General features: G+C 64.1%; 15 protein-coding genes and 2 pseudogenes. 10 read left to right on the top strand and 7 right to left on the bottom strand.

The annotated features are described in order from the left end of the window. Positions 1 to 42: 42 nt before the first annotated feature. A complete protein-coding gene (locus OKQ63_RS17985; protein ID WP_264211406.1) occupies positions 43 to 3,915 on the bottom strand; it encodes an amino acid adenylation domain-containing protein in 3,873 nt (1,290 codons plus the stop codon). Beyond that, positions 3,912 to 4,109, bottom strand: a complete 198-nt coding sequence (locus OKQ63_RS17980) for an MbtH family NRPS accessory protein (protein WP_264211405.1) — start codon at positions 4,107 to 4,109, stop codon at positions 3,912 to 3,914. Before OKQ63_RS17980 ends, OKQ63_RS17985 begins: the two co-directional genes overlap by 4 nt. A gap of 153 nt (positions 4,110 to 4,262) precedes the next feature. Here OKQ63_RS17980 and OKQ63_RS17975 point away from each other — a divergent pair, with 153 nt between their 5' ends. The 6 genes from OKQ63_RS17975 (at position 4,263) to OKQ63_RS17950 (ending at position 11,000) form a co-directional block, all read left to right on the top strand. Then, positions 4,263 to 5,603, top strand: coding sequence for an MATE family efflux transporter (locus tag OKQ63_RS17975; protein ID WP_264211404.1), 1,341 nt, complete (start codon positions 4,263 to 4,265; stop codon positions 5,601 to 5,603). Next, positions 5,600 to 6,790 carry a PLP-dependent transferase gene (locus OKQ63_RS17970; protein WP_264211403.1) on the top strand — a complete coding sequence of 397 codons (1,191 nt, stop codon included), beginning with the start codon at positions 5,600 to 5,602 and terminating at the stop codon, positions 6,788 to 6,790. The genes OKQ63_RS17975 and OKQ63_RS17970 overlap by 4 nt, the downstream gene beginning before the upstream one ends. Next, positions 6,787 to 7,656 (top strand): alpha/beta hydrolase, encoded by an 870-nt coding sequence (locus OKQ63_RS17965; RefSeq protein WP_264211402.1) that lies wholly within the window; start codon positions 6,787 to 6,789, stop codon positions 7,654 to 7,656. The genes OKQ63_RS17970 and OKQ63_RS17965 overlap by 4 nt, the downstream gene beginning before the upstream one ends. Positions 7,657 to 7,861: 205 nt before the next feature. Then, the gene (locus OKQ63_RS17960) at positions 7,862 to 8,932 is read left to right on the top strand and encodes a GNAT family N-acetyltransferase (protein ID WP_264211401.1); all 1,071 of its coding nucleotides are present in this window, start codon (positions 7,862 to 7,864) and stop codon (positions 8,930 to 8,932) included. Continuing rightward, positions 8,932 to 10,233 carry a lysine N(6)-hydroxylase/L-ornithine N(5)-oxygenase family protein gene (locus OKQ63_RS17955; RefSeq protein WP_264211400.1) on the top strand — a complete coding sequence of 434 codons (1,302 nt, stop codon included), beginning with the start codon at positions 8,932 to 8,934 and terminating at the stop codon, positions 10,231 to 10,233. The genes OKQ63_RS17960 and OKQ63_RS17955 overlap by 1 nt, the downstream gene beginning before the upstream one ends. A 212-nt stretch (positions 10,234 to 10,445) precedes the next feature. Next, the gene (locus OKQ63_RS17950; RefSeq protein WP_264211399.1) at positions 10,446 to 11,000 is read left to right on the top strand and encodes a sigma-70 family RNA polymerase sigma factor; all 555 of its coding nucleotides are present in this window, start codon (positions 10,446 to 10,448) and stop codon (positions 10,998 to 11,000) included. 77 nt (positions 11,001 to 11,077) lie between these two features. On the opposite strand, the gene OKQ63_RS17945 is transcribed toward OKQ63_RS17950, so the two are convergent. The 5 genes from OKQ63_RS17945 to ubiT are packed head-to-tail and all read right to left on the bottom strand — an operon-like array spanning position 11,078 to position 15,265. Further along, positions 11,078 to 11,608 (bottom strand): DUF2478 domain-containing protein, encoded by a 531-nt coding sequence (locus OKQ63_RS17945; RefSeq protein WP_264211398.1) that lies wholly within the window; start codon positions 11,606 to 11,608, stop codon positions 11,078 to 11,080. Between the two features lie 28 nt (positions 11,609 to 11,636). Beyond that, the gene (locus OKQ63_RS17940) at positions 11,637 to 12,845 is read right to left on the bottom strand and encodes an NnrS family protein (RefSeq protein WP_264211397.1); all 1,209 of its coding nucleotides are present in this window, start codon (positions 12,843 to 12,845) and stop codon (positions 11,637 to 11,639) included. Beyond that, complete coding sequence (gene ubiV, locus OKQ63_RS17935) at positions 12,842 to 13,747, bottom strand: ubiquinone anaerobic biosynthesis protein UbiV (RefSeq protein WP_264211396.1); 906 nt, start codon at positions 13,745 to 13,747, stop codon at positions 12,842 to 12,844. Before ubiV ends, OKQ63_RS17940 begins: the two co-directional genes overlap by 4 nt. Before the next feature lie 4 nt (positions 13,748 to 13,751). Next, entirely contained in the window at positions 13,752 to 14,729 is a 978-nt protein-coding gene (gene ubiU / locus OKQ63_RS17930) for a ubiquinone anaerobic biosynthesis protein UbiU (RefSeq protein WP_264213946.1), read from the bottom strand. Continuing rightward, positions 14,729 to 15,265, bottom strand: a complete 537-nt coding sequence (gene ubiT, locus OKQ63_RS17925) for a ubiquinone anaerobic biosynthesis accessory factor UbiT (protein WP_264211395.1) — start codon at positions 15,263 to 15,265, stop codon at positions 14,729 to 14,731. Before ubiT ends, ubiU begins: the two co-directional genes overlap by 1 nt. A gap of 101 nt (positions 15,266 to 15,366) precedes the next feature. Here ubiT and OKQ63_RS17920 point away from each other — a divergent pair, with 101 nt between their 5' ends. The 4 genes and pseudogenes from OKQ63_RS17920 (at position 15,367) to OKQ63_RS17905 (ending at position 19,473) form a co-directional block, all read left to right on the top strand. Beyond that, positions 15,367 to 16,914, top strand: coding sequence for a UbiD family decarboxylase (locus tag OKQ63_RS17920; RefSeq protein WP_264213945.1), 1,548 nt, complete (start codon positions 15,367 to 15,369; stop codon positions 16,912 to 16,914). Then, positions 16,911 to 17,489: a UbiX family flavin prenyltransferase gene (locus OKQ63_RS17915; protein WP_264211394.1), complete on the top strand. Its 579-nt coding sequence runs from the start codon at positions 16,911 to 16,913 to the stop codon at positions 17,487 to 17,489. Before OKQ63_RS17920 ends, OKQ63_RS17915 begins: the two co-directional genes overlap by 4 nt. A 269-nt stretch (positions 17,490 to 17,758) precedes the next feature. Then, a pseudogene (locus tag OKQ63_RS17910) lies at positions 17,759 to 17,894 on the top strand (helix-turn-helix domain-containing protein); the annotation flags it as partial. A 57-nt stretch (positions 17,895 to 17,951) separates the two neighbouring features. Then, positions 17,952 to 19,473, top strand: a pseudogene (locus OKQ63_RS17905) (transposase). The last annotated feature ends 811 nt before the right edge of the window (positions 19,474 to 20,284 follow it).

Genomic DNA, 20,284 nt, shown 5'->3' with positions numbered 1-20,284 from the left:
CGGGCGATGCCCCGGCGCGCGCCTTAATATCCTGCGGACGGATCAGCCCAAGAGCGCCCGGTCCAGGTCTTCCTTGAACCGGGCGTGGAACAGCCGGTCGCCGATGATGTGCAGGTGATTGGTGCCGGGAACCACCGAGGCAGGTGCCGCGCGCGGTGACAGCCGGCGCCAATCAATCAGGTTGAGGCCGCGGCTAAGGCTGTCGCCGGCGCTGTAGGACGTGACGGGAACATCCAACCGGGCCGGCTGGTACCTGCGGAACACCAGCGCGTTGTCGATCAGCACCCAGAAGGTGTGCTCGCGGCTGGAGACGTCCGGCCCGTCAAACGGCAAGGGCTCCGCCTCGTTGCCGATGAAGCGCAGGAACTGGTCGTAGCATAGCGGATCCATCGCGCTGATCAGCGCATCCCATTGCGCCCGCATCCGGGTTTTGCCCAGCCATGCCAGCATCTCCGCTTCCAGCTGCGCGCGTTCACCGGGGGCGAATTCCGGAACCGCGCCGGGGGCGAAGTCGCGGCCCAGATCGCAGACATCGACCATGCCGGCCATGCGCAGGTCGATTTCCCCCTGCAGCTGTTTCGCCGCTTCCCAGGCCAGCAGCCCGCCCCAGCTCCAGCCCAGAAAGGCGCAGGGCCGCCCGGCGCTCTCCCGGCGGATGTGGTCGGCGTATCCCGCCACTACCTCCGGCACCGAGACATTCAGCTGCTTGTCCTCGTTCAGCGAATGGCACAGGAAGCCGGTCACCGGCTGATCGCCGCCCAGATAGGCCGTGAGCCGCATGTATTCGCGGGTGGAGACCAGCAGCCCCGGAAAGCAGTAGAGCATCGGTTTCGAACCGGTGCCGCGCAGGGCGATCGCCTGCCGTCCGGTCGCATTGCCGGCCTCGATCCGTTTGGCGAGGCCGCGCACGGTGGGGGCATCGAACAGATCGGCGATGGTCAGCGCGGTGTCAGGCCAGTGTTTGCGCATCTGCACCAGCACCTTCAGCGCGGTCAGGGATTTTCCCCCCATCGCAAAGAAGTCGTCGGTGACGCCCATCTCCGCAGTGCCGGTTTCCCTGCGCCAGATGTCCAGTATGGCGGCCTCGGTCTCCCCCTGCGGCGGCACGCCTACGGCGCCGCGCTGCCGCGTCCCGGGCAGCGGCAGCGCGGCGCGGTCGAGTTTGGCGTTGGGGTTGGTCGGCATCTTTTCCAGCACCACGATGGCCGAGGGCAGCATGTGCTTGGGCAGGCGCGCCTCCAGCGCCCGCATCAGATCGTCCTCTTGCACCTGCGGCGGGGCAACCGCGTAGCCGACCAGCCGCTTGTCGCCGCCATCCCCGCGCAGCAGCACCAAAGCTTCGGAGACGCCGGGCTGTTCCAGAAGTGCTGCCTCGATCTCACCGGGTTCAATCCGGTAGCCATTGAGTTTGACCTGGTGGTCCACCCGGCCGAGGAATTCGATGGTTCCGTCCTCGCGCCAGCGGCCCAGATCGCCGGACCGGTAGAGGCGCGCGCCCTGCCGCCCGTCCAGTTCCGGCGCAAAGGGGTCAGGGATGAAGCGGTCCGCGGTGGTGCCGGGCCGGTTCACATAGCCGCGCGCCACGCCTTCGCCTCCCAGATGGATTTCCCCTGTCACGCCGATCGGGCAAGGCATCATGCGCTCGTCCAGAACATAGGCGCGGCGGTGGCCCACGGCCCGGCCCAGCGGCGCATAGGCGCCATCGAAGCGGGTGCCCGCGCGTACCTTCCAGACCATTGGGGTCATGATAGTCTCGGTCGGCCCGTAGCCGTTGATCAGCAGGGGCGCGCGCAGTTCCCGCGACAACAGGTCAAAGGTAGTTTGGGCCAGCCCCTCGCCGCCAAAGGAATACAGGCGCATGTCCGGCGCCTCGCCGGTTTCCGCGGCCCATTCCGCCAGCTGCTGAAGATATGTCGTCGGGATCGAGGCATTGTTGCAGCCGTATTTGCGCATCGCGGCAAAGGTCTGTTCCGGCGTCCACAGCGGCCCGTCGGGGATCACGGCCGATCCGCCCATCATCAGGGGATTCATCCAGCGCTCGTGCCCCCCGTCCGAGGAGAACGGCAAAAACGGCAGCTCGCGGCTTTCGCTGCTCATCTCATAAACCCTTGCGGTGTCCTGCAGGTGATCGCTGAGCGGCCCGTGTTCGACCGCCACGCCCTTGGGTTTACCGGTCGAGCCGGAGGTGTACATGATATAGGCCATCTGGTCCCGGTGAATCGTGACCTCCGGATCGGTCTCCGGCTGGCCCGCGCCGGGGTCGCCGTCCAGGCAAAGAACATGGGCGCGGGTGCCTTCCGGCAGCCGGGCCAGATAGCGTTGGCGGGTGATCACCACCTGCACGCCCGCGTCGGTCAGGATATGGTGGTTGCGGCTTTCGGGGTGGTCCGGCTCCACCGGAATATAGGCGCCGCCCGCCTTCAGGGCCGCAAGGATCGCCATCACGGCCTCGTTGCCGCGCTCGACCATGATTGCGACAGGCGTTTCGGTGCCCACGCCCAGATCCAGCAGCCGGTGCGCCAGCCGGTTGGCGCGGCGGTTCAGGGTGCCGTGGCTCCAGTGTTCGCCGCCGCAGATCAGCGCTGTCTTTTCCGGCGTTGCCTTTGCATGGGCGGCAATGATCTCGTGAACTGCGCCCGGGTTGTTGCAGGCGGTGTCCTCGTACGGGGCGGAAAGCAGGTCCAGTTCTTCCCGTGCCAGCAGCGGGATCCGGCCGGCGGGCAGGCCTGGTTCGCTCAGCCCGGTGTCCAGAATGCGCGCGACATGAACCAGAAAACGCTCGATCAGCGCAGGTTCGAACAGGCCGCGGGCATAGTTCGCGTTCAGTTCCAGCGAACCGTCTGAACCCAACCGGGCCAGCAGCAGGCATTCGCCCTGGGCGGCCGGCTGCGGCAAGGCTGCAAACCGGAGGCCTGCGGGCAGGGCGGCTTCCTGGTGCACATGCAGGGTGACCGCCCCCAACGGGTGCCGGTCGGCGCCGTCCCGGCGCAGCATGTCCTGCACCAGCATTTCGGAGGGCAGGGCGTGTGCCTGCATCGCGGCCAGTGCCCGGGCGGTTTCCGCGACTGCAGCGGTGAACGGCTGACCTGGCTCCAGTGCAAGGCAGAGCGGCAGGATATCCTCGCTGCGCCGGGTGCCAGCGGACGCGGTCCGGCCGAGGGCAAACCGCAGGCTGCCCTGGCCCGTGTAGCGCATCAGTGCGAGCCCAACGGCGGCCGGCAGCAGGATGCCGGGAGGTACCTGACTTTGGTGCAGTTTTGCGGCTGCTGCGGCTTCAATCAGAAGGCTGGCTGCGCCGCGCTCCATCCCCTCCGCCCCGCTGCAGCGGGGCGGAAGCTGCGCGTTAAGGCAGCTTTCGCTCTTCAGCAGGGGGCGCCAGTGTTCCAGACGCGCGCGCTGTTCCTCTGCCGGGATTTGCGGCGCGCAGCCCAGCGGCTGAGGGTTCAGAGCGGCCCCTTGCAGCGCGTCTGCAAACGCTGCGGCAATAGCCCCGATGACTCCGGCGTCGCCAAGCGCAGGGTGTAAAGCAACGCCGAACAGAGTGCTGCCGTCACTGGGGGCGGTCAGCGCCAGTGCGCAGGGACCGCCGTCCAGATGGAAACGTGCAGCTGCCAGCCGGTTTTCGGCGTCGGCTTCCGGGACTTCTGTCAGGGAAATGCGGTCTTGCATGTTCTGGCTGCGGGCCAGCTCGCCGCCCGCCCTGCGGTGAAAGCGGGCTGAAAACACCGGCAGGGCGGACAAAACCGCCTCCGCCGCCGCGCGGACCTGTCCGGGGCTCCAGCGCGCGCCGGCTTCGATCAACAGCTTCTGGGTGCCATAGGGCGCAAGCTGGCCGACCTGGTCGTGCGCGCAGATCTGCTTTTCACCGGGGGTCAGAGCCAGCAGGCCGGGCGCGGGGCCGGAAACGGTGCTCATGCCATCACCTCCTGCAACGCGGCGGGGCGCGGATCAGTCCAGCGGGTTTCGATCATGGTGAGGCAATCCTCGCGCGCAGCGGGGGCGCTTTCCGCATGCCAGCCGGCCGGTAACGGCAGCTCCGCGGGCCAGACGGACCAGCGCCCTTCGGTGTTCTGCACACACATCCATTGGCCGGGATCAGATCGGGTCATCGGGGTCTCCATCAAGGTCGTGTCCCCTGCTTGACGCACATCAGCGCGCGGAATTCACAGACCGGCACAAAAAGTTTCGGTGCGCTGGTGAATTTCCGCGGCCGCAGCGCGTCAAATCACGGACAGCAACTTACAGCCGGAGCAACAGCTGCAATGACGCCAATCGATTTGGGCAGCCCCGCCCTGATGCAAACCCTGCTGCGCACGGCGCTGCCTGCGGTGGGCGGGCTATCCATCAATGCAGCGCATCAGGGGGTGGACGCCTATTTTGTCGGCAAGCTGGGGCCGGAGGCTCTGGCAGCGGTCAGTCTTGCGCTTCCGCTGACCGGATTGACTGCTGCAGCGGGGGTCGGCTTGGGTGTTGGCACTGCCTCTGCCGCCGGACGCGCCCTCGGCGCTGGGCGGAGGTCTGACGCCGATGATCTGGCCTCGGCCGCGATGGCGCTGTGCCTGATGCTGGCGGCAGTGTTTGCCGCCCTGCTGTGGTCTGCGCGGCTGCCGGTGCTGGACCTTCTGGGCGCGGCACCGCAGGTGCGCGGTCCTGCATTGGACTACCTGTCAGTCATGGCCTTTGCGGCAGGGCTGGGGATGGTCCAGATCCTGTGCGACTTCACGGCTATCGGTGAAGGCAACGCCCGCTTCAGCCTGCTGAGCCTTGTGCTCTGCTTCAGCCTCAACATGGTGCTGGACCCGGTTCTGATCTTCTGGGCCGGTTTCGGCGTCAAGGGCGCGGCGCTGGCAACCGTGCTGGCGCAGCTTGTGACACTGGCCCTTTACGCCGTCTACTTCGCCCGGGGACGCGGCGCCATCCGGCTGCGCCCGCGCTTGACGCGGGATGCTCTGGCGCGGCTGTGGCCGGTGCTGCGCGTGGGTTTGCCTGAGGCTGGATCGGTGCTGCTGGCAAGCGTTGCCTTTCTGCTGCTGTACCGGCTGGCCGGACACCTCGAAGGGGCAAGCGGCCAGGCGGCAATGGGGATTGCGCTGCGCCTGTGGGTGCTGGCCAGCCTGCCCATCGAAGGCTTCTGTCTTGGTGCCCAGCCGGTGCTGGCGCATGCGGCGGGGGCGGGCAATGGCCCGCGTCTGAACAGCGCGGCTGTGGCCACGGCCGCAATCGCCGCCGGTGCTGCGGCACTTTTCATGGCAGCTGGGCTGCTGGCGGCAGTTCAGCTCAGCCAATTGTTCGCGGACGATGCGGCCGTGCTGGCGCTGGCCCCTGCCGCGGTGTTCGCCCTGGCGCTGTCGCTGCCCGCCACAGCGCTGCGCCATGCAGCCCAGGTGACGCTGCAGTCGACGGCCCGCGCCCGGCTTGCCGCCGTTCTGGGGCTGGCGCCGCTGGGCTGGCTGTTCCTGCCGCTGCTCATCCTCTTCACCCGGCTTTGGGGGTTTGACGGGCTGGCCGCCAGCCTGACTGCCGCTGCGCTGCTGACCGGCATCGGTGCTGCGCTGATCCTGTGGCGTCTGCCGCGCTTTTCGTTGAAAGGACTTCCTGCATGAAAGACCAGCATATCCCGGTTTCCGCCCCGGCCTCGGACCGGATGACGGCTGACCTGATCGCCCCTCATGATCCGATGCCGCACGCTGCAAGTTCGGTGCCCATTTTCCAGACGTCATCGTTTCTGTTCGACCGCTACGAGGACATGGCGGCGGTCTTTGCAGGCGAGTCGGAGCGCTACGTCTACAGCCGCGGCGACAACCCCACGGTGGCCGAATTGGAAACCCTGATTGCCCGGATGGAGGGCGTGGAGGCCGCGCGCGGCTTTGCCTCGGGCATGGCGGCAATTGCGGCGGCTGTCATGCCCTTTGTGCAGGCAGGCGACCGGGTGGTGGCGGTGGAGAACCTCTATTCCGACGCCTTCCGCCTGTTCGAATGCGTGCTGAAGAAATTCGGGGTTAGCACCGAATATGTGGATGGCACAGATACAGAGGCGGTGGTCGAGGCGCTGCCCGGCGCCAAGCTGGTGTATCTGGAAAGCCCTGCGTCCTGGAGTTTCACCACCCAGGATTTGCGCGCAATCGGTGCGGCCGCGCGGAAGGAAGGCGTGATTTCGGTGATCGACAACAGCTGGGCTACACCGCTGTTTCAGCGCCCGGCGGACTACGGCATCGACCTGATCGTGCATGCTGCCTCGAAATACCTGGCGGGCCATTCCGATACCATCGCCGGGCTGGTTGCAGGACCGAAAGAGCTGATCAGCCGGATCAACCATGAATCCTACCATTACCTTGGCGGCAAGATGTCCCCGTTTGACGCCTGGCTGGTTCTGCGTGGTATGCGGACGCTGAACCTGCGGATGGCGCGGCACATGCAGAACGGGCTGGCGCTGGGCCGGGCGCTGTCTGCGCATCCGGCTGTCACCCGCGTGCGCCACCCGGCGTTCGAGGCCAACCCCGGCAACGCCTGCCTGTCGGGCTATGGCGGGCTGTTTGCCTTTGATCTGGATGCCAGCGTCGGCATTGCCCGTTTCACCAATGCCCTGAAAGTGGTGAAGATCGGCGTCAGTTGGGGCGGGCCGGAAAGCCTGGTGATCCCGGCGCAGGCCGCGCTGGGGCTGTCGGGGACTGCCAATGTGTTCCAGCGGTTCGGCACGCCTGCCGGATCGGTGCGGATCGCCGCCGGGCTCGAATGCGGCGAGGCCTTGGTGGAAGACGTGCTGAACGCCATAGAGGAGGGCCGCAAGTGACTGAAAGCAAACCCGTTGCCGAGGGGGATACCTGGACCGGAGCCCGCTGGTATGACCTAGCGGATACAGAAACTGGCGCGATCCGCCGGATCTTCCTGTGGGTGCCGCCGGGCGAGCCGCCTGCCGGGGGCTGGCCGGTGCTGTACATGACAGACGGAAACGCGGTGGTCGGCACCGCGATCGACGCGATGCGCGCGCAGGCCTGCTACCCCTCGGGCACAAATGTCGGATGGGGCGTGCTGGTCGCAGTGGGTTATCCAACCGGTGACGCCTATGATCCATTCCGCCGCAGCTGGGACCTTGGCCCGCCGCCGGGGCAAAGCTATCCGCCGTTCTGGGACGGCGGCGATGAGGTGCGCACCGGAGGCGGCGCGGAAATGGCGCGTTTCCTGCTTGATCAGGCCCGTCCGTTTGTGGCGGAAAAAGTTCAGCTGGATCCGCACCGCCAGGGCTTGTTCGGGCATTCCTTTGGCGGGCTGTTTGCGCTGTGGCTGATGTTCCGCCGGCCTGATGCTTTCAGCCACTGGATTGCGGCCAGCCCGGCAATCACCTGGGAGGACAGCTTTTTGCTGGCACATCAGCAGCGGTTCGATCCCGGCGCCTGCCGCCTGTACGTGCATCTCTCTGCAGGCGAATGGGAAGGCGACCGCCTGGCGCCGTTTCAGGAGGGAGCAGCGGATGCTCCGGCACGGCTGGCGGAGAAGGCCAAGACCCGCACGATTGCAGCAGCAGAGCAGATGGCGGCGGATCTGGCGGACTTGCCGGGTGTGGCCGCCGAGTACGAGACCTATGCCGGCGAAAATCACATGTCTGTGCTGCCAGTTGCGGTAAACCGCGCCATTCAGAAGGTTTTTGCGCTTAGCTGACAGCGTGAACCCGGCCGCAGCCTGCGTGACCCCGGCCCCCGCCATTCCGGCGGGCCGGGCTTTTTGCTGTGCCGTCCCGATAGACCCGATCACGGCAAAAAAATCGGAATTCCTGATCTTTTTTGTAAATTTCCGGGCCGCAGCTTCGTTCCCTTCAACAGACCCGGCGCAAGAAACCGCGCGCCGCATTGAATGGAGGGACCGCGTGTCACTGGATACAACCGCAACTGCAGAGCTGCCCTGCTGGGCGCGCCGGAACGGCAACAGAGTGACCGTCTATGCCAGCGGCCAGCCGCAGGAACTGGCCGTAACAGACTTGGGCGGCGGGCGGCTGGAATTGCAGCCGCCGCAAGGGAGGGCGGATGTTCCCAGCGTGCTGGCCGCTTGCGAAGCGCTGAGCAATTGGGCCGCCGAAGAAGTGCTGGTAATGCTGAACCGGCAGCACTGGCAGGCGCTGGAGCCGGACCTTCTGGCGCGTGGCGCGGCACAGGTTCTGGACGGCGAATGGCTGGGGGTGTTTCCGGAACTGCTGTGGCAATTGCCCGACCTGTGGCTGCCGCAGGGCCGTGACAGCTTCCCGCAGAGCATGGTGTCCGGCCCGCACGGCCCGCACCCGCTGCGCCCGGTCAAAGCCGTCGGCACTTTGTATCACCGGTATATTCCCTGGTTGGACCAAGTCTTTTCCCTGCGCGCACTGGACCAGGAAACGGATCTGGACCTGTTTCATCAGTGGATGAACGACGAGCGTGTGGCCGCCTTCTTTGAGGAATCCGGCACGCGCGACTACCATCGGACATATCTCGCGCGGATGGCATCCGACCCGCATATGATGCCGGTTCTGGGCTGCCTGAACGGCCGCCCGTTCTGTTATTTCGAGCTCTACTGGGCGCGTGAAAACCGTATTGGCGCCCACTATGGCGCCGGCGCCTGGGACCGGGGCTGGCATGTTCTGGTAGGGGATGAAACCGCGCGCGGCGCGGACTACATCACCACCTGGCTGCCCTCGCTGATGCACTACATGTTTCTGGCCGAGCCGCGCACCCAGGCATTGGTGGGGGAACCCGCCGCCAGCCACACTCAGCAACTGCGCAACCTCACCCGCTCGGGCTTTGCCAGGGTCAAGGAATTCGACTTTGCCCACAAGCGCGCGGTGCTGGTGCGGCTGGAACGCGACTATTTCTTCAAGGCGCGTCTGTGGTCCAGACCGGAACCTGCTGATCCCGGCCGCCCGCTGCAACTGTCCCTTTCTGCCTTTCTGCAATCCGGAGAATCCTGATGAGTGAACAACTGTCGCGCCATGATGTGATCGGCGTGGGCTTTGGCCCGTCCAACCTGGCCCTGGCCATCGCCCTGCAAGAGCGCAAGGCACCGCTGCAGGCTGTCTTCCTCGAGGCCAGACCAAGCTTTGCCTGGCATCCGGACATGCTGCTGGACAATTCCGACATGCAGGTTTCCTTCATCAAGGATTTGGTGACATTGCGCAATCCGGCCAGCCCGTATTCCTTTCTCAGCTACCTGCACGCCAAGGGCCGGATGGAACGGTTCATCAACCGCAAGACCTTCTATCCCAGCCGCCGGGAGTTCAATGATTACTTCACCTGGGCTGCAATGCAGATGCAGGACAGCTGCCAGTACGACCAGCGGGTCGTTGGCGTCGAACCGGTTGCGGGCGCAGAGGGCTGCATCAGTCAGCTGGATGTGATCTCGGAAAACAGCAAGGGTGAACAGGTCCGGCGCCGTACCAGCGACCTGGTTCTGGCCGTCGGCGGCAAACCGGTGGTGCCGGAGGTGTTTGCGGGGCTCAAGGATCATCCGGCGATCATTCACAGCTCTGCCTACCTGAGCACCGTAAAGCCGCGCCTGGCCGCTTCCGACCGTCCGCTGAAAATTGCGGTGATCGGATCGGGGCAGAGCGGGGCGGAGATCTTCTGGGACCTGGCCAATGATCCGGCCCGGCCGCAGGTGGATTTCATCTTCCGCAGCCACGCCCTGAAACCTGCGGATGACACCCCGTTCGTCAACGAGATCTTTGACGCCAGCTTCACGTCCTTTGTCTTTGATCAGCCCCGCGAGCAGCGCCGCGCCTTGCTGGCGGAATATGCCAACACCAACTACTCGGTCGTTGACGGGGATTTGATCTCGCAGATCTACGGGCTGTTCTATGAACAGGACGTGACCGGAGGCGATGCCTATGGTCTGATGCGCGGCACCCGGGTCGCGGCGGCAGAAGCCCGTGGCAGTCAGGTCGGACTGTCCCTGTCCCCTGTGCAAGGCGGGGCAGGGACTGCCCGGACGTATGATCTGGTCATCCTCGCGACCGGCTACCAGCGGCGCGTCGGAGAGACGCTGCTGGCGGGCCTCAAGGGCTATCTGGAAGGGACGGAAACTGACCGCAGCTACCGGATCGGCACCGTGCCCGGGTTCCGGCCGCGGATCTTTCTGCAAGGCTATTGCGAGGACACCCACGGGTTGAGCGACACGCTGCTGTCCGTCCTACCGGTCCGGGCGGATGAGATCGCCGCCGGACTGCTGGCTCCGCACGGCGAAGATCCCGGGATGCTTACGGCTGCGGAGTGATGACGGTCTGCGCAGTAGCGCGGCCACCTGCCGCCTGCAGGCAGCAGGACTCAGCCATGTCAGGTGCATCTTAACCAAGTTGCATTTGACCTGATCAGGACGGTCCGGCATAAAGGAGGGGCAACCAATGGCAGATTTTGCCTTAGGCAGTCCCCCCTTCAAATCCATTCAATGCCGGTGTCTTCCGCCGGCTGATTGCCGTTGGAAAAAACATGCCGAACCACTCACCGCTGCCGGTGTGCGAGGTGCTCATCCGTGAGTTGATCTCGCGCCGCAAACTGCATCTGTGCGAGGCCCTCAGAATCGTGGGGCGCCCCGATGCCGCCGAAGACATTCTGCAAAACACTGCGGTTAAATGCCTGACCTGCCCGCCGCGGCACCAGCCGGAAAACCCGGGCTGCTATGTGTCGCGCATGGTCCGCAATGCCTCCATCGACTACCTGCGCAAACATGCCAAGGAAATCGCCACCGCCTTTGATGGGGAAGACCAGATTGCCAGTGCCGGCACGACGCCGCTTTGCGGGCTCACCCATCTCGAGCGCAAGCAGGAGTTGGCCGCGGTGGCGAGGGCTCTGTCGGGCCTGTCTGAGCGCAAGCGCGAGGTCTTTCTTCGCCACAGGCTGGCAGATGTGCCTCAAAAGAAGATTGCCGAGGAGATGGAGGTTTCCAGGGCGCTGGTCAATGTCATGATCAAACAGGCCGAAAGCCACTGCGCACGGGCGCTGGCCGGGGAAGATGATGGGCGTGCTTTGGCCTTGAACGCCTGAGGCCTGCGTGTATGCCGGCTCCGGAACGATGAGCATGTCAAACAGATTGGCCCGACGCCGGACTTGCTGATTATGTGTCAAGCCGGTGTGTGTGTCTTCCGGTCCGGGATCACCTTCGCGCACCAGTTCCGAAGCTCGGCAGGATCGTCAGGAAGTGCCTCTGCCAGCCCGCCTGAGAATGTTGCAAATGCTGCTTCGCAGGTAGTGCTTACGCCCAAAAGGACCGGAATGCCGGCCTCCATTGCAGTGGCGATCAATGTGTAAAAACCGCGTCCTGAGCATTCTTCCGGGCCGAATTTGTTCAGGATGAACAGATCGGTATCGCCCATTAAGTTGGCTTCGGCCCGCGCGGCGGCTTCAGTGATAGCCGCGGGATCCAGCCGGCAGGCATCAGATCCTTGGCCCAGGTTCTGTGTGATCCTGATTACCGGCCCTGCAGGCAGCACGCGGATTTTCATGTCGCAGCCGTTGGCATAATGGCCCGCATAGCTTTGATCCTTGACGATGCCGGTCAGACGCCGACCCTCAGCCCGCAGATCCTCGGCAAGTTCAGCCAGCAAGCTGTCCGATCTGCCCCGCTTGGCCGATGTGACATAGGCAATTTTCATCGTGTGCCCCTTTCCTCCTAAATCGTGATCATTGAAACTTGGCCTTCCGCCCGCTCAGAACCGGGCGGCGGACCGGGCCGGAAAGCGCAGGCAAAAACGCTGCGGTAAAGACCAGCCACCCGGCGCACCAAAGCAGTGCAGCGGCTGTCAGGATACCATCCGAATAAGCCGGAATGAGCGGACCGGCCAGACGCAGGCAGGTCGTGATCCAAACCGCCAGGGTTCCGGCCATGAACCCGGTGCCGGCGCGCATGATGCCGTTTTCAGAACGACAGGCGGCCCGTCCGGCGATGGCCAAGATCAGCCCGGACATCGCGCCGATGGTGATAGAGTGAAGGGCATCAGCCATCGGATAGCGGACAAAGCCAAGTCCCGTGGCACCCAGGATCAGAGCCCCTACCGGCAGCCAGAGATATGCCAGATGCAGCGCCACCAGCAGCGGGTTGGAAAGAACTGCCTTGGTTCTCCACCCCTGCATGGTGCAGAGCAATGCCATTGCCGCTGCGATCAGTGCGGCATGAGCTGCGTCGGCATAGTTGGCAAGTTTTAACGCGAAAACGAGCGCCAGCAATCCACTGGCTGTATTCCTCAACCGGGCGCGCTCTGCGACCGGCGGCCCGGCGTAGCCCGTCTGGGCGAGCCAATTGCGGGTAAACGCGGGGATTATCCGCGCACCGGTGCTCGCCAGCATCAGGACGAGCCCGGCCAGGACGGCTTGGATAATGTCGGGAGCATACCAAGTCCGTCCTCCAGCGGCTTCGCTCAGGAACAGAGCTTCGCCCACACCCAAAGCCAAAACCGCAACCCCGAAACCCAATTTCCGGTAAGCGCCGGAAGTGACGGCCTGATGGCAAATGAACCAGGCCAGTCCCAGGAAGTAGGCCGCGTTGAGGGCAAGAGGCACCGCAAACGGCAGTGTCATAGCTTTTGCCGTGACGATCCGGGCCAGAAACCAGATCAGCACCAAGGCTTTTAACCCCGCGCCGCACAGAGAAGGCCGCGCCGTCCAGGCGGGAAGCGCTGTCAGCAAGTAGCCGCCAATTGCAGCGGCGCCAAACCCGAAAATCAACTCATGAACATGCCACGCAACGGCCGGCGCCAGCTCCGGGGCAGGCAGCCCGAACCGCACGCCCAGTGGCCACCAGGCTATGGATAGAATGGCCCATAGGAATGCTGCGAAGAACAATGGGCGGTACGGGGCAGCCCAGAACGTGCCGAAGTTGCGGAACGGGATCATGGAATGGCTGGAGCTGCAGACCAAGATACACCGCTCGGCCCTGTCAGAAACCCGTCACTCAGACGGGTTCCTGGCAGCCTGCGCAGCACTTCGCTGGCGATGGTGCCAGCGGGCGAAGTGCCGTTCAACCGCTCGCGGTAAGTTTGGCAGAGGCGGAAAAAACCCTGTGATTGCGGCGACAGGCGCAGGGCCGCGACGCCCGCCGCGGCAAGGGCCTCGATTTGGTAATCGGCGCAGGCATAGCTGTCTGACAGGGTCTGCACCCCGTTCATCGCCATGAAGGGCTGGCCGTCCAGTGTCCGCACCTCCAGCCCGTCCGAATCATCCTCGCAGGCAAACTGGCAGTTGTCCTTGGTCCGCTTGTGCAGGCGCGCGTGGTAGCAGCGCCCCGAAATTGCCAGCGGCAGCCGCCCATGGCCCCAGACTTCGATGGCAACACCCAGACCAGCCCCCGCGCGGGCCAGCGTCTCAACCGAGGCGAGCGGCAATTCCGGCGGCAGGCAGATGCGCTTGGCGCCCAAAGAGGCCAGCCACGCCAATGTGCCTTCGTTATAGACATTGACCAGCGGACCAACATGAAACCCCAGGCCCTTGGGCAGATGCGCCAGGGCCGTCAGGTCGTTGACTTCAACCGTCACGCCCATAGCGGCCAGATCCGCGGTCAGCTTGCGCTCGCGGTTGAGGGTGACAAGCGCGAGACTGGTCAGCACCGCCTCCTTGCCTGCCTCAGTCAGGGCTGCCAGCGCCTCCGGGATGCAGTCCTGATAGAACGGCAGGCGTTTGGAGCACACAAGCTCGCCCAGAACAACACGGTCGACGGGGGCCTCGGCGAGATCGCGGTAGAACGCGCTCCATTTCTCGGCCGGCCAGAAAAATTGGTTCGGTCCGACAGTCAGTTCCATGCTGTTATCTCCAGGTTTTCTTGTAGGCGCCCGTGGTCATGGCCTGCCCCTCGGACAGCCGCGTCAGCATGCCCTGCGGCAGCGGCCGGCCAGCCTCCAGCGCGTCAACGGCGGTGCGGAAGTTGCGCACGACTTGCGCCACATAGGATTTCGAGCGCTGGCGCCCTTCGATCTTCAGCGCCGTGACCCCGGCCTTTTGCAGCTGCGGGATCAATTGCTCGGCATTCAGGCTGACCGGGTCTTCGAACAGGTGGCCGGTCTGGCTGCCGGCGGAAAAGCAGCCTTTGCAAAGGGTCGGGTAGGGGGCCGGTTCATCCTTGGCCACGCGGTGGATCGTATATCCGCCCAGCTGGGCATCCAGCGCCCCGTTGTCGTCGCGGTATTCCACATGGCTGGCCGGCGAGCAGACGCCGTTCATGTTGGGGGACAGACCGGTGGCATAAGAGGACAGCGAACAGCGCCCCTCAGCCATTACGCACAGCCCGCCAAAGACAAAGACTTCGGTTTCCACCTCGGTTTCGGCATTGATGGCAGCGATTTCCGGCACCGACAGGACACGCGGCAGCACAACGCGTTTGACGCCGAAAGTGCCGGCATAGAAGTTGATGATGTCGGCATTGGCGGCCGCGGCCTGCACCGACAGATGCAGGCGCAGGTCCGGGTGCGCGCGCGCGGCATAGGCCAGCAGGCCGGGATCCGCCAGGATGATTGCATCGGCGCCGGAGTGCCTGGCATCGTCAATGGCGCGGTGCCAGATCGATTGATCGCCCGCGCGGGGGAAGGTGTTTATCGCCACCAGGACCTTGGCGCCATGGGTGTGGGCAAAGGCCACGCCCATGCGCATTTCTTCTCGGTCGAAGTTGAGCCCGGGAAAGTTGCGGGCGTTGGTTTCGTCGTTGAAGCCGCAGTAGACTGTATGCGCCCCGGCCTTGACTGCGGCCCGCAGTGCGGCGGGCGTGCCGGCCGGGCAGACAATTTCCATCACCATGCCGCGTCCTCCGCCGGCCGGGCCAGGCAGACACCTGTGCGCCGCCCGGCAAAGTCAGCGGCCTGCAAAATAAACCGCGCAAACGGTCCGGACATGGCAGCGATCTCCTGTGACAGATCCAGTTCGGCATCATCCACCGCATTGCGCAGGGCCAGTGCCGCAGCCGTATCGCCTTCAATCACCAGGTCGCGCGAAAAAAAGAGCGCATCCCCGTCATAGGCCCCGTGAACCAGCCCCAGCAGGGCCGCAAGCGGGCCGGAAATCCGGGCCGCTCCGTCACACCTTCGGCGCGTGACGCGGATCGTCGGGCAGCCGTTATTGGGATCCAGGCAGAGCACAACGGGCAGATCGGCCGGATCCAGCACGAACCGCGTGCGGCCATGTTCGCCCAGGCGGCGGAACAGTCCGGGGTGGCGCCTGGCGATCCGGCGGGAGCAGGCCGTGAGCGAAAGAGACAATGGCCCAAGGGGCACCACCCGCAGCAGGCGCGCAAGCGCTGCAGGGCAAATGGGGATCAGGGGCTGGGGCAATAAAGAATTCCTTTCCCGCCGGTGGCTTCGGTGGCAGGGGCATTTCTATGCCCAGGCCGGCGGTTCAAGTTTGTTGCGCGTCAAATTCGCAGCGCGAAATTCTGCTAGGGGTCAGCGGAAGTCAGCCTTGGAGCAGTCCCGTTCGTACACTTCCGCCATATCCCAGCCTGCGCCATTTCCTTGATTGGTGTTCCGCAAACGGTCAGTTCCAGCAGATTCCGGACCCGGTTTCCGTGCGCCACCAGATGACGGCCGTGCATCGCACTGTTCTGGAAGCCGGAGGGCCGGTGCTGCAATTCGACCATCCGGTTCTGGAAGACGGCCGGGCTTCGGACATTCCTGTTGTCGTGAACCTGTTTGGCACCGCTGAACGCGTGGCGGCAGGCCTCGGGGTGGCTCCAGACCGTTTGGATGATCTGGGCGCCTTTCTGGCAGCACTTCGATCTCCCGCGCCGCCGGACGGTCTGCGTGATGCACTGTCCCGCTGGCCCATGCTCAAGGCGGCCTTGTCCACCCGGCCGAAGGTGGTGAAATCCGCACCTGCACAGGCGGTTGTGCGTGAAGGGGTGAAAGCCTGCTTGTCGGATTTGCCGGTGCAGACCCATTGGCCGGGGGATGCCGCGCCGCTGATCACCTGGCCGGTGGTGATCACCCGTCCGCACGGCAGCGCGCCGGAAAACGTCAACAGTTGCAACGCGGGCGTTTACCGGACGCAGGTTTTGGACAGGTCTCGTCTGATCATGCGCTGGCTGCCGCACCGCGGCGGCGCTGCGCATCACCGAAGCTGGGCGCAGCGGGGTGAAAAAATGCCGGTGGCGGTGGTCCTGGGGGCTGACCCCGCGACGCTGTTGTCAGCGGCGCTGCCTTTGCCGGAAACGGTCTCGGAACTGACCTTTGCCGGTGCCCTTGGCGGTGCCCGCCCGCGCATGGTCCCGTGCAAGAGCATTCCCCTGATGGTGCCCGCCGATGCCGAGATCGTCCTGGAGGGCTGGGTGTCCGCCTCCGAGACCGCACCCGAAGGGCCGTTTGGCGACCACACCGGCTACTACAACCCGGCGGAACCCTTTCCGGTGATGCAGCTCAGCGCAGTCACTCATCGCGAGACCCCGCTCTACCTGTCCACCTATACCGGCCGCCCGCCGGACGAGCCCGCCATCATTGGCGAGGTTTTCAACCGGCTCGCCTTGCCCGCGATCCGCGCGCAGATCCCCGAAATCCGCGATCTGTGGCTGCCGCCGGCGGCCTGCTCCTACCGCATCGCCATCGTCAGCATCGACAAGCGCTACCCCGGCCAGGCGCGCCGGGTGATGATGGCGCTTTGGGGGATGCTGCCGCAATTCAGCTACACAAAGATGATGATTGCGGTGGATGCCGATACCGACCCGCGGAATTGGGATGACATTGCCTGGGTGCTGGCCACCCGCATGGACCCCTCCCGCGATGTCATGATTCTGGAGAATACGCCGATGGACTACCTGGATTTCGCATCACCGCTGCCGGGGCTGGCCGGCAAGATCGGCATCGACGCCACAACCAAAACCGGCAGTGAAATAAGCCGCGAATGGGGGCGGGTCATGCAGGGCTCTGCCAAGGATCAAGCCTTTGCCGCAGATCTGGTTGCCCGCCTGATGCCAGGATTGCAGGCATGAGCGTGCGGCGTGTCGTGCTGGGTGTCTCAGGCGCGTCGGGTGCCATGCTTGGTCTGGCCGCGGCCCGGCATCTGTCGGCACAGGGGGTGGAGATTGATCTGGTCGCCAGCGCCGCCGCGGAACGCACTCTGGCCGAAGAATGCGGCCCGGGTGCCTTGGGAACGCTCAAGGCACTGGCCGCGCGCAGCCACGCGATCAATGACATCGGCGCAACCATCGCGTCAGGATCGGTTCCGGTGTCGGCGATGATCGTGGCGCCCTGTTCGATGCGCACCCTGGCTGCGATTGCGCATGGGCTCGATGACAATCTGCTGACGCGGGCGGCCGGCGTGCAGCTCAAGGAACGCAGGCGACTGGTTCTGCTGGCACGCGAAACCCCGCTGACGCTGGCTCACCTGCGCAACATGGCTGCGGTGACCGAGATGGGCGCCATCGTCATGCCGCCGGTCCCTGCATTTTACCTGTCGCAAAAATCCCTGGCAGAGGCTGCAAGCCAAATTGCTGCCCGTGCCGTAGATATCATGGCATTGTCGGCGCCCTGCGCGCAGGCTTGGTCGCCGGACAGCGCTGGGTGAACGCTTGGCTGTTCTTAGGGAGGCGGCAGCAAAATCTCCACCGGGGCAATGCAGTGCTGTATGGACCTTCCCCCAGTCCGGCCGTTTGATCCAGGTGCGGCAAGCCGGTTGCCTTGTGCTGGAAATGAGAGCCTGCCGCAGCGCCGCCGCAATGCCCGCCTTTGAGACCGGGTTCGATGCCGTCATTATGCAGCCATTGCGACAGCTGGTGGAGGTTCCAATTTTGATGGAACGCTCCCAAGCAGTCCGGCAAGCTTGAGAAGTTTGTTGTGGTGGCAAGAGCAGGGCACTTCGGCCGCGGCGGCAGCGTTTGGCATGACCCAGCCAACACTGTCCGCTGGCATCAAACAGCTGGAGGACCAGATTGGTGTGCAGCTGATTTTCTGCGGCTTGCGGTTCGCCGGTCAGTGAACCGCACCGGGTTTGCCGGAGGCTTCAACTCCTGAGTAGGATGAAGCCACAATGAGCAAGACAACAAACAAGTATTCTCCTGAGGTCCGCGAGCGTGCGGTGCGTCTGGTGCTGGACAACCAGAGCCAGCACAGTTCCCGCTGGCAGGCAATCATGTCGATCTCCGCGAAGATCGGCTGTTCGGCGCACACGCTGAATGAGTGGGTGAAGAAGGCGGAAGTCGACAGCGGCAAGCGGGCGGGTGTTCCAACTGATGTCGCCGACAGGATGAAGGCGCTTGAGCGGGAGAACCGCGAGCTGCGCCAGGCGAACGAGATCCTCCGCAAGGCATCGGCGTATTTTGCGATGGCGGAGCTCGACCGCCGGTCGAAGTGATGGTGTCATTTATCCGCTGCCCGGCAGCACATGCGCAGCATGTGCGAGAGGGGACATGCATCGCGGTGAGCATGGGGTCGAGCCGATCTGCATTCGCCATTGTCTCTCGGACCACTGGCGTTCCAATGGCTCCTTCCTGCCGATTGCCCCTTCCACGTATTACGAGCATCTGGCGAAGCGGGCCGATCCGGCCCGGTTGTCGGACCGTGCCCGGCGTGACGCGGCATTGCGGCCCGAGATCCTGCGTGTTTTCGAAGAGAACTGGCGGGTCTATGGCGTGCGGAAGATCTGGCGGCAATTGCAACGGGAAGGTTTTGACGTCGCCCGCTGCACGGTCGCCCGGCTGATGAAAAGTATGGGGCTTCAAGGCGCTCGCCATTGTCCTCGGACCAATGGCGGACAAAGGCTCGCTCCGGGGCAAGCCGCACAAAACCACGGTGCCCGACAAGAAAGCCCCGTGCCCCCTCTCGCACATGCTGCGCATGTGCTGCCGGGCAGTGGATGGACAAGGTAAACCGGCAATTCCGTGTGCCCGCGCCCAACATGCTCTGGGTCAGCGATTTCACCTATGTCGCCACCTGGAAAGGGTTCGCCTATGTCGCCGCTCGCCATTGGGCTCGAACCAATGGCGCCTTCAATGGCTCGCTCATTGACGCCTATGCCCGCAAGATTGTCGGCCCCCTCTCGGCAGATTTGGCATGGCCAAATCGCCTGCCGGTCAATGGGTCGTGTCAGCACTTCGGCGCATGCCGGGTTCGTTCTCGACGCCCTGGAACAGGCTGTTCACGAGCGGCGGCGGACAAAGGCGATGGGGCTTGTTCATCACTCCGACCGCGGCAGCCAATACCTTTCGATCAAATACACAGAACGGTTGGGCGAAGCTGGCATCGAACCTTCCGTCGGCAGCGTTGGGGACAGCTATGAGTTCAAGCGGGTCTGCGCAGCGGATCAAATGATCCGGGGGGATCATTTGAAGGCGCAGAACGCGCTGGCTGAAACGATCAATGGCCTTTTCAAGGCTGAGGTCATTCACCGCCGCGGCCAATGGCGCAACTTCGAAGCCGTGGAATACGCAACGCTCGAATGGGGGGATTGGTTCAACAACCGCCGCCTGCTTGAACCCATTGGGAACATCCCGCCGGCAGAAGCAGAGGCCAATTTCTACGCCGCTCTGGAAACTGAGGACATTGCCGCGTAACTAACTGAAATCAGCCTCCGGCAAACCCGGTGCGGTTCAATTCGCTGGCCCAATGTTTTCACAAATTTCCGCCTTTGTGTCTGTGAACGTGTTCGTTTGGGGTGATGGTGCAAGTGCCGTCAACTGCAATAGAGAGCGTCAGCCTGCCTCTGGAATTCGCACCTGCTCCCACCTCAAAGAAAGTATGGCCTCGCGTCTCGCAGCAGAGCAAAGGCCGATGAGGAGAAAGCCGAGGACGTGTAGCCTGTCAGGGCGCGTGCAGCACCTGTGCAGGACGCGTCGCATTTGCTCTTGGGTTATCCAATCTGTGCGCGTACCTGCGACCAAGCCTCTGATCTCAATTCGGCATTCGTAGGGCACGATGCGGTTTAGGTGTGCATGGCGCAAAGCTGCTCGTAGGACTTGCAAGTCTTTGATGATGGTGCCGTCGCTGAGGCTCTTCCGTTTTTGGTTCCAAGCGGTCAACGTTCTCGCGTGATCGATGTAGTTCTCGACGTCCAACTGCGAGAATTCCTGCCCCTCTAAAGGTCCCAGAAAGCTCTTTAGACGGGTCACTTTAGATTCGTATGGTACCGTGGTCTTGATCGTGTATTTGCGCTTTAGGTGATGAAGGTACAAGTCCAGCAGGAAACCGATCCGAACGTCAATCGGGACATCGAAGGTACCATTTGAGAAAAGCAGTGACAGCTTTCTTGCCGCGACAGCCTCTGTGCGAGTGCTGCAACTCTTTCGAATGCGCTTTCCGGTTTCTGGGTCGCGCCACACGATTTCCCAGATGCCATCTGTTCTACGCCGAAGTCTGTACTTGGAA

Source organism: Leisingera thetidis, from assembly GCF_025857195.1.
GTDB classification, from domain to species: Bacteria; Pseudomonadota; Alphaproteobacteria; order Rhodobacterales; family Rhodobacteraceae; genus Leisingera; species Leisingera thetidis.
Note: the sequence above shows the minus strand (reverse complement) of the source record. Positions and strands in the feature narration are given on the sequence as shown.